This window comes from Corynebacterium sp. HMSC074C01 (assembly GCF_001814605.1).
Lineage (GTDB): Bacteria > Actinomycetota > Actinomycetes > Mycobacteriales > Mycobacteriaceae > Corynebacterium.
The window spans coordinates 1-13835 of record NZ_KV817274.1; the positions used below are offsets into that span (position 1 = coordinate 1).

General features: G+C 60.1%; 11 protein-coding genes and 1 pseudogene. 8 read left to right on the forward strand and 4 right to left on the reverse strand.

Annotated features, from left to right (window positions below; translation table 11 throughout):
• Positions 1–155 precede the first annotated feature (155 nt).
• Positions 156–673: pseudogene (locus HMPREF2978_RS13440) on the forward strand (transposase); the annotation flags it as partial.
• Positions 674–779: 106 nt separating this feature from the next.
• Here HMPREF2978_RS13440 and HMPREF2978_RS04495 read toward each other — a convergent pair.
• The 4 genes from HMPREF2978_RS04495 to HMPREF2978_RS04510 form a co-directional block, all read right to left on the reverse strand.
• Positions 780–1142 (reverse strand): DoxX family protein, encoded by a 363-nt coding sequence (locus HMPREF2978_RS04495; protein ID WP_049157746.1) that lies wholly within the window; start codon positions 1140–1142, stop codon positions 780–782.
• Positions 1139–1714, reverse strand: coding sequence for a TetR/AcrR family transcriptional regulator (locus HMPREF2978_RS04500; RefSeq protein ID WP_070546119.1), 576 nt, complete (start codon positions 1712–1714; stop codon positions 1139–1141). The genes HMPREF2978_RS04495 and HMPREF2978_RS04500 overlap by 4 nt, the downstream gene beginning before the upstream one ends.
• Before the next feature lie 943 nt (positions 1715–2657).
• Positions 2658–3050, reverse strand: coding sequence for an NUDIX hydrolase (locus HMPREF2978_RS04505; protein ID WP_070546121.1), 393 nt, complete (start codon positions 3048–3050; stop codon positions 2658–2660).
• Positions 3051–3070: 20 nt separating this feature from the next.
• Positions 3071–4255, reverse strand: a complete 1185-nt coding sequence (locus HMPREF2978_RS04510) for an Nramp family divalent metal transporter (protein WP_011272788.1) — start codon at positions 4253–4255, stop codon at positions 3071–3073.
• Positions 4256–4429: 174 nt separating this feature from the next.
• Between HMPREF2978_RS04510 and HMPREF2978_RS04515 the strand changes: the two genes are divergently transcribed.
• The 7 genes from HMPREF2978_RS04515 to HMPREF2978_RS04545 all read left to right on the forward strand — a co-directional run bounded on the left by HMPREF2978_RS04515 (position 4430) and on the right by HMPREF2978_RS04545 (position 13831).
• Positions 4430–6970 carry a YhgE/Pip domain-containing protein gene (locus tag HMPREF2978_RS04515; RefSeq protein ID WP_070744282.1) on the forward strand — a complete coding sequence of 847 codons (2541 nt, stop codon included), beginning with the start codon at positions 4430–4432 and terminating at the stop codon, positions 6968–6970.
• Positions 6970–9018 carry a YhgE/Pip domain-containing protein gene (locus HMPREF2978_RS04520; protein ID WP_070744284.1) on the forward strand — a complete coding sequence of 683 codons (2049 nt, stop codon included), beginning with the start codon at positions 6970–6972 and terminating at the stop codon, positions 9016–9018. The genes HMPREF2978_RS04515 and HMPREF2978_RS04520 overlap by 1 nt, the downstream gene beginning before the upstream one ends.
• A gap of 117 nt (positions 9019–9135) precedes the next feature.
• Entirely contained in the window at positions 9136–10500 is a 1365-nt protein-coding gene (locus HMPREF2978_RS04525) for a TrkH family potassium uptake protein (RefSeq protein WP_070744286.1), read from the forward strand.
• A gap of 1 nt (position 10501) precedes the next feature.
• Positions 10502–11185 carry a potassium channel family protein gene (locus tag HMPREF2978_RS04530; protein ID WP_039673153.1) on the forward strand — a complete coding sequence of 228 codons (684 nt, stop codon included), beginning with the start codon at positions 10502–10504 and terminating at the stop codon, positions 11183–11185.
• Positions 11186–11234: 49 nt separating this feature from the next.
• Positions 11235–11597 carry a YidH family protein gene (locus HMPREF2978_RS04535; protein ID WP_070702442.1) on the forward strand — a complete coding sequence of 121 codons (363 nt, stop codon included), beginning with the start codon at positions 11235–11237 and terminating at the stop codon, positions 11595–11597.
• Positions 11594–11893, forward strand: coding sequence for a DUF202 domain-containing protein (locus HMPREF2978_RS04540; protein WP_049157758.1), 300 nt, complete (start codon positions 11594–11596; stop codon positions 11891–11893). Before HMPREF2978_RS04535 ends, HMPREF2978_RS04540 begins: the two co-directional genes overlap by 4 nt.
• A 363-nt stretch (positions 11894–12256) precedes the next feature.
• Entirely contained in the window at positions 12257–13831 is a 1575-nt protein-coding gene (locus HMPREF2978_RS04545; protein ID WP_070744288.1) for an SLC13 family permease, read from the forward strand.
• The last annotated feature ends 4 nt before the right edge of the window (positions 13832–13835 follow it).

The following is a 13835-nucleotide window of genomic DNA, read 5'->3' on the forward strand; positions in this document are numbered from 1 at the left end:
CCCGCTACGCACCCCGAAACCGGAAGAGCCGCTTTAGTCGAGGGCTTGTCGGTTTATTGATTGCTTGATTTCGCTGCTTCAACGGACCTGACCCCTGTTTGGTAGACACCTGATATCCAGCCCGGTTGGGTTGGGAAGAAAGGTAATCTACCACCATGCCTAGGTACTCCGAACAGTTCAAACGTGATGCTGTGGCCCTCTACGAAAACAATGAGGACCTCTCACTTCACGCGGCTTCAGCAGAGCTTGGAGTCAATCGCTCCTCACTTTATTCCTGGCTTAAGCAGTACGGCACCGGCAAACGCGCCCGCACGAAGACCCTGCGTGACAACGCCCAGGCGACGACTGATTCTGAACGGATCCGCCAGCTAGAAAAAGAGGTCTCTAAGCTGCGCGAAGAACGTGACATCCTGCGTAAGGCCGCGAAGTATTTTGCCGAAGAGACACGCTGGTAATCCGCTTCCAGTTTGTCTACGACTACCGAACCGAATACTCGGTCAAGCGGATGTGCCACGTGTTAAAGCTCAATCGCTCCTCGTTTTACAAATGGGTCAACACCCGCCAAGAACGCAGGTTAAAGATGTGTTCTGATGCTCTTATTGGTGCACGAATCAAGACCATCTTCGATGATGAGCACGGGCTTTATGGTGCTAAACGCATCGCTGCAAGCCTTAACGACGATACGGACTTTCCCTTTAGGGTAGAAAGCATCAAGTCATCAATCAATAGGTGCGATGATGCATCTTCCTTCTGGAAGCCGTGAATGGTTGACTGGTGTCTTAAGTCAGTGCGAGCGTCAGGATCGGTACTCCGATGGAGAATGCGAGCATGCCTAAGCAGTTGATCCAGAATGCGCTACCGAGGAAGTGGGCGCGGACATGGGCTGCTGCGGCCGCGCAGAAATAGGCGATGACTCCAATCATGGCTGTGATTCCTACGCCGGGGAACCAGAGGCCGGCAATGAGTCCTACGGCGGCGAGGCACTTGATGACAATGAGCGCCCACCACCAGTCCTTGGGGAGTTTGACGCCGCTGAGGCAGGCTTCGATGAAGGGGACTGGTTTGAGGGAGAGGGCGGCGTCGCCAAGCAGAATGGCTGCTAGTAGAAGGGAGGGCCAGGCTGGGGAAGATTCTAGGATCATTGGGTTACTCCGAATGCGGTGTTGAGGCGTTCGATCGATGAGGCGGCTTGGGATGTGAGGTGCTCGGTGTCGTAGATTCCGGCGGCCCAGCCGATGAGTAAGCCGAGGTAGACGTTGTACAGCAGGTCGGCGTACTCGGCCGCATCGGCGCTGCTGAGCCTGGTGCCGAGTCGCAGGGTGATTTCATCGGTCAGGAGCGTTTTGAGTGCGGTGAGCGCTTCGCCTTGATTGCCTTGTTGGATGAGTGCTGCGCCAAAGGCGCGGGAGAGCTCTTCGTGGCCGGTAAACATCTGGAGGAAAGGTCTCAGGACATCGAGAAGGCTATCGGATTGTCCCCGGATGTCATCGTGGAGTTCTGAAATGTGTTGGCCAATGGTGCGGATGAGCAGCGTTTGTTTGTCGCCGACTCCCATGACGGTTCCCACGCTAACGCCAGCTTCGGATGCGATAGTCCGGATGCTGGTGGTGGCGTAGCCCTGAGTGAGGAAGAGTTCGTAGGCGGTGGCCAGGACCTTGCTGTCGGTGCCAGCTTTGGCGGCCGAACGCGATGGGTGAACGTGTTCAGTGAACATGTTCAAAAGGGTAGCTCTTGATGGCTTCGGGGTCAATGACGCCGAAGTGTTGACAGTTGGCGCTAGGCCAGCGCGGGGAAGACGCGGTCGCGCAACAGATGCGCAAGTTCGCGGTCGGGTGCAGCTGGGTTGACCCAGGCGGTGTCGCCGATTTCGGCGGCGGCGTGGGGCTCGTCGGTGGTGACGGTGCGTGTGCAGGTGAAGATGGTGCCGACAATGACAGAAGCAGCAGGTAGGCCGAAGCCTAAAGGAGGCTAAATGTCAGCAGGGCGAATTGCGGCAAGATACGCCCTCTTGCGGGCTCTCGCAAGGATTTTTGGGGAAGTGTATACGTTCGTCTACGGTTTCCATTTTTTGCTTCCAAATTTGTCTACCACATGTAACTCTAGGGGGTGTCCGAGTTCTCGGCCATCTTCTCGCGAAAGGGATAAGGGCATGTATTGCCCCAAGAAATGTGCGCCTCTGGTAGTGCTGATTGCGGCAGTATCAGTTCTCGCTCCAGTTAAAGCACTTCCTCAGCGGGTTGGTTTTTGAAAACTATCGTTGCACTAAATGGCGAAGGTTTTAGGGTAGCGTGCTTGGAATTTCGCCATATGGACGTTGCTGAACTGTCTGGAGAGCAGTCAAAGAGAATCTACCGGTTAGGGAGAATAATTTATGTGGAAAAAAATCTTGGCCACTATTGGCGTTATTCTGATGACGCTTTCCGTTTATGTTCAATGGCCGTATGCTGTCACGATTGCTCTAGCAGTTTTGGTCATTGTCCTTGTGTTTCTTCCCAGCGGGAAGAAGTAAATGCCTGAGTAGGGGTGGGTATTTCAGCGGACCTGCCTCTGTCTTATGTTGATGAGCCGAGAAAATGGGCGCGGAGGTGCGCTGCTACAGATGCGTAGAAACAGGCGATGCGGCCTGTGGCTTCGAGATGCAATTTACGAAAACGTACCTACCCAGCCAGCGCGGGGAAGACGCGGTCACGCAACAGGTGCGCAAGCTCGCGGTCGGGTGCTGTTGGGTTGACCCAGGCGGTGTCCCCGATTTCGGCGGCGGCGTGGGGTTCGTCGGTGGTGACGGTGCGGGTGCAGGTGAAGATGGTGCCGACGACGACCTCGCCCGGTTCGTTGGCGGCGGGAGCGTCGAAGGTGCCGAGTTTGTTGAGGCTCTCGGCGTCGAGGGTGAGGCCTACTTCTTCGGCGACTTCGCGTAGGGCGGCGTCGACAAGCGCCTCGCCCGCCTCGGGCTTGCCGCCGGGCAGTTGGTACTTGGTGGAGGACTTCTTGCGCACGGTAAGCACGTGGCCTTGTGGGTTGCGGATGACGACGGCTGCTACTTCAATCATGGCTGCTGATTGTAGGCGGCCTAGAGCAGCGGCAGGAGCACGAGGGCGAGATTGAGTGCGATGACCAGCGCGGCAAGCGTCCAGCCCACGGCCATAGACCAGGGTTTCGCGGCGAACTCACCCATGACGTCCCGGGAGCCGGCATAGCGGAAAAGCGGGATGATGGCGAAGGGGATGCCCAGGGAAAGAAGTGCCTGGCTGACCACCAGTGCCATAGTGGGGTCGACCCCGCAGCCGATGATGACCAGCGCCGGGATGAGCGTGACCAGGCGGCGGACTAGTAGGGGGACCTTGATGTGAAGCAGGCCGTCCATGATTTCGGAGCCGGCGTAGGCGCCCACTGACGTCGAGGCGAGGCCGCTGGCCAGCAGGCCGATGGCGAAGAGAACGCCGGCCAGCGGGCCGAGGTGGCTGGCAATCGCCGTGTGGGCCCCGGAGATGGTCTCTGTGCCGTCCACGCCGTAGAGGGCCGAGCCCGCCAGGACCAGCAGGCCCACGTTGACGAGCCCGGCGATGGACAGCGCCACGGCGATGTCCGCGCGGGTGCCGGCCAGCACGTGGGGGATTTCCAGGTCGGGGTAGCGCTGCTTGGTCAGGGAGGAGTGTAGGTAAATGGCGTGCGGCATGACGGTGGCGCCCAACATGGAGGCGGCCAGCAGGATGCTGTCCTTGCCCTCTAGGCGGGGGATGAGGCCGCCGGCCACGTCGGCGGGGTCGGGCGGGGCGATGGCGAGGCCGGCAAGGAAGCCGATGCAGATGACCAGGAGCAGGCCGATGACAAGCCCCTCGAACCACTGGTTCTTCTTCTGGAAGATGAGGAGAATGATGGAGACCGCGCCGATGATGAGCGCGCCCGCGAACAGGGGGAGGTTGAAGAGGAGTTGCAGGGCAATGGCGCCGCCGATGACTTCGGCGAGGTCGGTGGCCGCGGCGATGAGCTCGGCCTGGGCCCACATGCCTAGGCGCGCGCGGCGGGAGAGACGCTCGCCCATGATTTCCGGCAGGGAGCGGTGGGTGACTAGGCCCAGTTTGGCGGAGTGGTACTGGATGAACATGGCCATGAGGTTGGCCACGACGAGTACCCACACCAGGAGGTAGCCGTAGTGGGAGCCGGCGCTGATGTTGGCGGCTACGTTGCCGGGGTCGACGTAAGCCACTGCAGCAACGAAGGCGGGGCCGGTGAGGCTGATTAAGGTCTTACGCATAGGCATCTCCATACCAAAAGTTCAACTACTTGAAGTCTAGTTTTCATCGCCATATGTTCAAGCCAGGGGTTTGATCCGGCAAACCATGTTAAAGTTTATTTGTTAATTATTTAAATTACTTTATGTATTTTGGCTGGTTAGAGACAGGGAGGTGCAACGGGTATACTCCCTTCAGTGCGCCAAAGTTGGAAGATTTTTATCAGGGATGTAGCCAGGCTTGGCCGCGTCCCCAGGGCGTGGATCATCCTCATCGGACTCATCATCACCCCCGCGTTGTATTCATGGGTGAACATCGCGGCTTTTCGTGACCCTTACGGCCATACCAACAACATCAAGGTGGCCGTGGTCAACGAGGATAAGGGTGCAAACAACGAGCTGACGGGGAAGATAGATGTCGGCAGCGAGGTCATTGAGAAGCTCAAGAAGAATGACCAGCTAGGCTGGCAATTCCTTGAGCGCGACGAAGCCGAGAAAGCCCTTTTAGAGGGAGACGTGTATGCCTCGGTGACGATTCCTGAGGACTTCAGCGAGAACCTCGTGAGCATGCTCGACGGGAAGTTCACGCAGCCCCAGCTGGTTTACCGCGTCAACGAGAAGAACAACGCCATCGCCGTGAAGATCACGGATACCGGTGCCAAAGGTCTGGACAAGCAGATCACGGCGGCCTTCAAGGAGCAGGTGGCCACCGTCGCGGCGGAGAACGTCAAGGACACCGGTACTGACTTCGAGCGAAAAGTCACGCGCGCGATGAATAACACGAGCTCCGCGTTCGGGGAGACCGCGCAGGAGATTGACGGCAACCGTGAGAACCTCGCGCGGATCCAGGGAAAGCTTGATGCCGCTGCTGATTCCACGTTGGGCGCCAAGTCCACGGTGGCTGATGTGAGCACCGCGCTGGGCGACGCCCAAACAGCCCTCGCCGAGGTCTCCTCCCTCGTCGAGCAGGCCCAAGGGGGCATCGGTGACTTCACCGATAAAACCACCGGTGCCTTCGTCAGTGGTGCAAGCGCGGTGGCGGACGGTACTGCCCAGGCGCAGGAATCCATCGCGGATGTCACCGCTGGCCTTAACCAGGCCGGTGACCGCTTCGATTACGCCACGCAGCGGGCCAACACCGCCATTGATGCGAGCGCAGAATCGATTGCGCAGCTTAAAGCCCTGCGCGATTCCGCAACGCTTTCACCGCAGGTGGCCAAGGAAATCGATGACGCCATCCAGCGCCTCGATGAGGGCAATGAATCCAACCGCCAATTGGTGGGGAACCTCAATGCGCTGAGCAAGGATACCCAGGCCGCGGCGGACAACGTGCAGGCTAGCGCGGAGGCCATCAACCAAGCAGCGGCAGATACCAAGGCCACGTCGCAGACGCTGCGCGATACCGTGACCACCGCTGTGCCCGAAATCAACCGTGCCATGAGCAATCTGAGCTCCACGGCGAGCGCTTTGAGCTCCACCCTGGAAGCACAGAAGGGAACCATGCAGGAGGCCAATGGTCTCCTGGACGGCGTGGCCCAGCAGCTGCGCGCCACGAAGGACACCTTGTCCGATTTCGATACCAACCTCCTGGCCCTGCAGGACAGCCTGCGCGCTATGCAGGGCGATGTAGGCTCGCTGCGTGCCGCGATGAACTCCAAAGTCGTTCAAAATGTCACCGGGCTGGACGCGGAAGAAATCGGTAAATTCTTTGCGGAGCCCATCGAGCTGAAGACCGAAACCGTGTACCCGGTGGACAGCTACGGCTCCGCCATGGCGGCGCTGTTTACTAACCTCTCTCTGTGGATTGGTGCCTTCGTCCTCATGGTGATCTTCCGGGTTGAGGTCGATAAGGAGGGCTTCGACCGCATCACGGTGGGCCAGGCCTACTTGGGCCGCTTCCTCCTCATGGCCCTGATGGTCATCATCCAGGCCGTCACGGTGACCGTGGGTGATCTGCTCATCGGCGTGCAGACCGTGAATGCACCGGCCTTCGTCCTGACGGGCGTGCTCGTGGGATTGGCCTACTTGAGCATTATCTATGGGTTGTCGACGTCTCTGGGTCACCTCGGCCGCGGCCTCTGCGTGGTTTTTGCCATCATCCAGATTCCAGGTGCGTCGGGTCTGTACCCGATTGAGCTGCTGCCCAGCTTCTTCCACAGCATCTACCCGCTGCTTCCATTCACGTACGGTATCGACGCCATGCGCGAAACCATCGGTGGCTTCTACGGCAACCACTATTTCAAGAACATGGGCGTGCTCGCCTTTATGTTCATTCTGTTCTTTGTCTTCGGCCTGCTGTTGCGCAAGGCGCTGGCGCACTTCAACGTCATCTTCAACCGTGAGCTGCGGGACACTGAGCTCTTCGACTATGAAAATGTGCAGGTTGTCGGCTCGGGCTACCGCATCGCGGACGTCATCCAGGCGCTGGATAGCCGCAGCGGCCTGAAGAAGGATTTGGACCGCCGCGCTCATAACTGGGGCTATTGGCTCAAGATGGTGGCCATCGCGGGCGTTATCGGCGTGGTCATCCTCATCGTCGTCTCCGGCCTCTTGCCCGACCAGAAGCCGCTGCTCCTGGGTATTTGGACGGCGTGGTGCTTCCTCATCATTGTCGCCGCGGTCACCCTGGAATACCTGCGCATCAGCTTGAAACAGTCCGCGGAGCTCGTGACGTTGGATGAAGATGACATCAAGCATCCGGCTCGCGCCGGCGCGGAGTCCACGGAGGGGGATAACTAATGCGTGGAACACTCGATCTTTTCCTCAACGATATCCGCACCGCATGCCGCAACGTGATGAGCGCGGTGATGCTCGTGGGTCTCGTCGTCATTCCGATGCTGTTCACGTGGTTTAACGTGCTGGCCAGCTGGGATCCCTTCGACAACACCAGCCAGCTCAAAGTGGCGGTGGCCAGCAAGGACACCGGCTATGAGAGCGATCTGCTGCCGGTACCCATCAACGTGGGCAACCAGGTGCTCAATGAGCTGCGAGCGAACGAGCAGCTGGATTGGGTTGTGACCACCTCCGATGAGGCGATTGAAGGTACCAAGTCCGGTGAGTATTACGCAGCCATCGTGCTCCCGGAAGACTTCAGTACCGACATGATGAACTTCTACACGGATGGTTCCCAGCCCGCGGATTTGTCCTTCTATATGAATGAGAAGAAGAACGCGCTGGCGCCGAAGATCACCGGTCAAGGCGCGGAGGGTGTGTCGGCCCAGGTTGCCGAAGCTTTCACCACGACGGTCGGTGACGTCTCCTTCGATCTGGTCACCTCACTCTCGGACTTCTTGAGCCAGGGTGATACCAAGGCTGTGTTGGACCGGATGCAGGCGCGCGCGGATGGCGTGCAGACCCAGCTCGATATGGCCGCCCGTACCGCGCGTTCCCTCGCTGGCCTCGTGGATACCGCGGTTCCGCTCATGGAAAGCGCCCAGCGCATTGCGGACTCGGCGGACCTGGAGCTGCCGGAGATTCAGTCCTCCTCGCTCAACGTTTCCACGGATGCGCTGCAGCAATCGCTCGATGCCACCAGCGCTAGTTATGATGTGGTGCGCCAACGCATTGATGCGCTTTACGACGACGCCTCCGCCTCCCGCGCCGACCGCGTCGCCGCGCTCAACACCTTGGCCGGCCAGGTAGAAGGCACCATTGCCCAGTATCAGAACCTGCACGGCCACATTGAGGCCCTGCCAATTCCTGCCGGGGATAAAGAGAAGTCGCTCAGCCGTATCGAGGAGGCCATCGACGCGCAGCGCACTCTCCACGCGCGCCTCACTGCGGCCGCGAATGCTCCCGAACCCACGAAGCCGGATCTCTCCAGCATCGACAATGCCAAGAAGGCAGTGGAGGGAATCTCCACCTCTGGTCTGCGCGAATCCCTGCGTGCGCTGCAGGACTCCCTGGGCCAGGTGAGCGCGGATCTGGATACCGCGAAGACTCCCGTCACCATTGATTCCTCTTCCCTGACGGATGCTCGGGATGCGGTACAGAAGCTCGCCTCTGGCCTGCAGGATAAGGCCAACAAGTTCGGCGACCTGCGGAAGGATATCGACTCCGCTGCGGCATCTGGTGACCTGAAGAAGTTGGCGGACCTCATCGGTTCCGATCCGGATGCCTTGGCGCGTGCGATTGCGGCGCCGGTGGACGTCGACAGGCAAGCGGTCTACCCGGTTAAGAGCTTCGGCGCCGGCATGACACCCATGTACACGGCGCTGGCCCTGTGGGTCGGCGCGCTGCTGACTGCGGTGAGCGTGCGCACCGACGTGGTGGACAAGGACAAGTACTCGCCGATGCAGCGCTTCTTCGGCCGCTTTGGAATGTTTGCCGCGGTTGGTCTCATGCAGTCGACTATGCTCATCTTGGGCCTCATCTTCTTCGTGGGCATCGAGCCTACGCACCCGATTCTCATGCTGTTAGCGGGCTGGGTTAGCTCGCTCATCTTTATGCTGATTTGCTACACCTTCGTGGTCTCCTTCGCTAACGCAGGCAAAGCCTTGGCGGTGCTGATGCTGGTGATTCAGGTGTCCTCGTCGGGCGGTGCCTACCCCTTGCAGGTGCTCCCGGACTGGTTCCAGAACATTAGCCCGTGGCTGCCGGCAACCTACACCATTCGCGCCTTCCGCGCGGCCATCGCCGGAACTTACCACGGTGATTACTGGCTCTCCCTGTTCGCCCTCTTGCTCTTTGCCGTACCGATGCTCATTCTGGGCGTGGTCTTCCACAAGCCGCTGGAGAAGTTCACCAACGGCTGGGTGGAGACCTTGGACAAGACCAAGCTGATGTAGCGGTTACTTCGCGGTGCCTTCGGGGTTATCGATTGTGATGATTCACATAATAAAATCGCAATATTCAAGGCTGAGGGGAGTGTCCATCGGAGGTAAATGGCAGTAAGCTGAAGCGCTGTGAAACGCGGTCATTTCCTGGGCCCGGCTCGGCTCACCGCCGTGGGCTTTATCCTGCTCATCCTCGTGGGAACGCTGCTGCTGATGCTGCCGATTTCCGCCAACGTTCCGCAGTGGACACCGTTCCTGCCGGCGCTGTTTACGGCTACCTCGGCGGTCTCTTTGACGGGTCTCGTGGTGGAGGACACCGGCACCTATTGGACGCCCTTCGGCCAAGCGGTCATCATCGCGCTCATCCAGCTGGGCGGCCTCGGCATTATGAGCCTGGCATCGCTATCAGGCATGTTGTTGACCGGTCGCATCAGCTTCAAAGCCCGCCGGACCATGGCGGCGGAAGGTCGTGCTGTGGCTTCCGGAGGCATTCGACATGCCCTGCTGCTCACCCTGATGATGACTCTGATCTGTGAGGCCACAGTTGCCGTGTTCATCGGTGTGCGCCTAGCCACCGAACACGGCGTGGCACCAGGGCGCGCGGTGTGGGAAGGTATCTTCCACGCCATTTCGGCCTTCAATAACGCTGGGTTTAGTACCTATTCAGACAGCGTCATTTCCTTCGCCGCCGATGGCTGGATTCTGATTCCTCTCGCCTTCGCCCTGATTGTCGGTGGTCTGGGCTATCCCATGTTGGCGGAGTTCGTGCGACGGGCCCGTGCACGGCTAACGCGCTGGCGCGGCGGCACGCCCCGCATTCACCGCATGTCCATGACCGCCCGGATGACGCTGGGCGCCACCGCGTTCTTGTTGCTGGGTGGCACCGTGGTCTTCTTCCTCTCCGAGGGTTCCGGTGTGCTGCATGGGATGCCGTTGGACCAGAAGCTGATCAACGCCTTCTTCATGAGCGCTTCGCCCCGAACGGCCGGTTTCAACGCCATCGACTACGGGGAAGCGCACCCGTTGACGCTGATGGTTACGGACATCTTGATGTTCATCGGCGGCGGCTCCGCCGGTACGGCGGGTGGCATCAAGGTGACTACCGCATGCGTTCTGGGCGCGGCGATGATTTCTGAATTCTTGGGCAGGGAAGACACCTCCATCGGGCACCGTCGCCTGCCGCTGTCCACCTTCCGTCAGGCCCTCGCGCTGACTGCCGCCGGAATGATCGTCGTTGCCGTAGGTGTGGCGACGCTGCGCATCTGGGACCCTGAGTTCACCGCGGACCAGGTCACTTTCGAAGTCATGTCCGCCTTCGCCACCGTGGGTTTGTCCACGGGTATTACCGCAAGTTTGTCCGCACCATCACAGCTCATGCTGTGCCTCATCATGTACGTTGGCCGCGTAGGCCCCACCACTTTCGTGGCGGCACTGGCCGCCCGGACCATCAGCCTGCGCTACCGCTTCCCCGAAGAAAGGCCGTTCATTGGCTAACATGTTCAGCGCCCTGCGGCGTGAAAAGTCTTCCATCAATATTCCGCCGGTTGTTGTCATTGGCATGGGGCGGTTCGGTTCTTCCCTGGCCCGCGAGCTGATGGAGCATGGAGTGGAGGTCCTCGGAATCGATGCCGAGGAGAAGCACGTGCGCGAACACGCTGCGTACCTCACCGAGGCCGTGACCGCGGATACGACCGACGCCGAGGCCCTCCGCCAGCTGGGCGTTGATGAAGTAGAGCGCGTGGTCGTGGCCATCGGTTCGGATCTGGAGGATTCCATCCTTACGGCCTCCAACCTCGTGGAACTCGGGGTGAGCGATATCTGGGCCAAGGCCGATTCGGATGCGCACGCCCGTATCCTGCGCCAACTGGGAGTGCACCACGTGATCCGCCCGGAGCGCGATACGGGCCGCCGCGTGGCGCACCTGTTGGGCGGGCGCTTCGAGGATTTTGCGGAGATCGCCACCGACTATGGCGTGACGGCGATGACCCCGCCGGCGTCGATAAGCAAGGGCCCGCTCAACCTGCACCAGGTGTGGGAAGAGCACAACGTTCAGCTCATCTCACGCTGTGAGGGGCCCGGCCAATGGCGCCCGCTTGTCGACGGCACCGAGCTCACCCACCGCGACCTCATCGTCGTCGCCGGTAGCCCCGCGGATCTGGAGGCCTTCTCGCAGTCCTAGGCGGCGCCTCGCGCTGTGGAGTGAGGAGCGGGGCGCTACAGTAGCGCCTATGAGGAAGGCACGTTTCCCGCGCTCGGTGTATGGAACAGGGGAGGAACCCGACCCGCGCTTCAGCATGGCTAATGAGCGCACCTTTCTGGCGTGGATCCGCACGTCATTGGCCTTTATTGCCGGTGGTGTGGCGCTGGAGACTTTCGAGCTGCCTCTGAATTCCACGCTGACTCGTGTCGTCTCCGTCATCATGTTGATCGTGGCCATCGTGCTGCCGGCGGTGGCGTGGTTTCACTGGGGTGCCTCCGAGCGCGCGATGCGCCAGGGGCGCCCGCTCCCGGCTAGCCCGGCGTTGGCGCTGATTGTTGGCGTGGTGATCATCATCGGTCTGATGATTCTGGTGGGCGAGCTGCTAGCGTGAGCGAGCTTTTTGATCCCGGCCTCCAACCCGAGCGCACCCGCTTAGCCTGGCAGCGCACGGGTCTCGCCGGCCTCATCGCGGGTTTGCTCGTCGTTCGTTCCGTTGCGCCATGGGCCGCCGTGATTGTTGGAGTAGTGGTGGCTGTGGTGTTGTGGTTGGCTACCGCCAAGCTTCGCGACGCCGATGAGATCCTCGCCCGGGCCGAATCACCCGCCCTGCCCGGGGCCCCGGCGCTTGCCGCCGTTGCGCTGGGGACGATGCTTCTCGGCGCGGTTGCTTTCCTCGCGCTGTGGTAGCTCGGCTTAGACTTCCACAACCGCAAACCCCCAGACCTCGATCCCGCAACTCCCTGGTGGGTGGTGGGGCGTCGGCAAGCGCTTGGCGACGCCCACCTGCAGGTTGCGGGATCGAGGTCTGGGGATCTACGGAGGCGGGGAATTGAGTAAGGAATGCCCACACATTGGTGAGCATTCTTTGCAGCTAATCTGCAAAAGATTTTGCTAACAGGGGTGAATCTTCGGCTTGAGTGGGGGTAATGGGGCGAAAGTGTTTGTTGGCTGTCTGTGGTCTCGATAGCCTGAACGTGTAGGCCCATTCAGTGATTTCAATAACTCTCTCAGCTGAATGGGGGCTGGTTAACCAGGAAAAGGAGGGGGCAGATGACTACCCCGCAAACTCACGTCTCAACTTCGCACACGGAGGGCGAGGACGACCGCGGCGTCGATACGCGCGAATGGCGCCGCATGGCCATTGGCCTCATCCTCGGTCTCGTTTTGGCCGCTCTTGTGTGGTTTCTCTTTCCCAGCAACGCCGTAGAAACGGTGCTGGAATCACCCGGCGCTAAGGAAGACACCGAATACACCCAGAGCGCGCTGCGCGCCGTAGCGGCCGTGACCATTCTCATGGGCGTGTGGTGGATGACGGAGGCTATCCCACTGGCCGCCACCGCGCTTTTGCCGCTGGTTATCTTCCCGCTGGCCGGTGTGGGCAGCATCAAGGATGTGGGTGCGCCCTATGCCTCGTCTACGATTTTCTTGTTCATGGGTGGCTTCCTCATCGCGTTGGCGCTGCAGCGCTGGAACTTGCACCGCCGCATGGCGCTGTTCGTGGTCAAGGTTGTAGGTACCTCGCCTAAGCAGCTGATCCTCGGCTTCATGCTGGCCACCGGCTTCTTGTCTATGTGGGTGTCCAACACCGCTACCGCAGTGGTCATGCTGCCGATTGGTATTTCGGTGCTTTCGCTGACTGCCGACGCCGTCGGTGGCATGGCTAACCAGAAGAAGTTTGCCACTGCGCTCATGCTCGGTATCGCGTATTCGGCGTCGATTGGCTCGCTGGGCACGCTCATCGGCACCCCGCCGAACACCCTGCTGATGGGCTACATGAAGGAAACTCACGGCATCGTCCTCGGCTTTGGCAAGTGGATGATGGTGGGCATGCCGCTGGCATTCATCTTCCTGTTTATTGCCTGGTTCATGCTGGTTACCGTGTTCAAGCCGGAGATGGACAAGATTCCAGGCGGCCGCGAGCTCATTGATTCCGAGATTGAAAAGCTTGGCCCATGGACCGGCCCGCAGGTCATGACGGGCATCATCTTCCTCGGTGCCGCCTTGGCCTGGGTGATCATTCCCTTCTTTGTGAGCAAGGAATCCAACTACGATGACGCAATCGTGGGCATTGCCGCTGGTTTGCTGCTGTTTACCATCCCGGCCGACACGAAGACTGGCGTGCGCCTGCTGGATTGGAAGACTGCGAGCGAAATGCCGTGGGATGTGCTCCTGCTCTTCGGTGGTGGCCTGTCCCTGTCTTCGATGTTCAACAAGTCCGGTTTGTCTCTGTGGATTGGTGAGATGGCCAAGGGGTTGGGCAGCCTGCCCATCATCCTGCTCATCGCTTCGGTGGCCCTGCTCGTGCTCTTCCTGACGGAGATCACCTCCAACACCGCAACTGCGGCGACCTTCCTGCCGATTATGGGCGGTGTGGCCGTGGGTATCGGCCTGACCGAGAATGGCGACATCAACGTCCTGCTGCTCACCATCCCAGTGGCGCTGGCCGCAACCTGTGCCTTCATGCTGCCGGTGGCGACCCCACCGAACGCGATTGCCTACGGTTCTGGTTACGTCAAGATTGGCGACATGATCAAGGGCGGTATTGGCCTCAACCTGATTGGCTGCGTGCTCATTACCATCACTGTCTACCTGCTTGCCGTTCCGGTCTTTGGGTTGGTCCTGTAGCCCT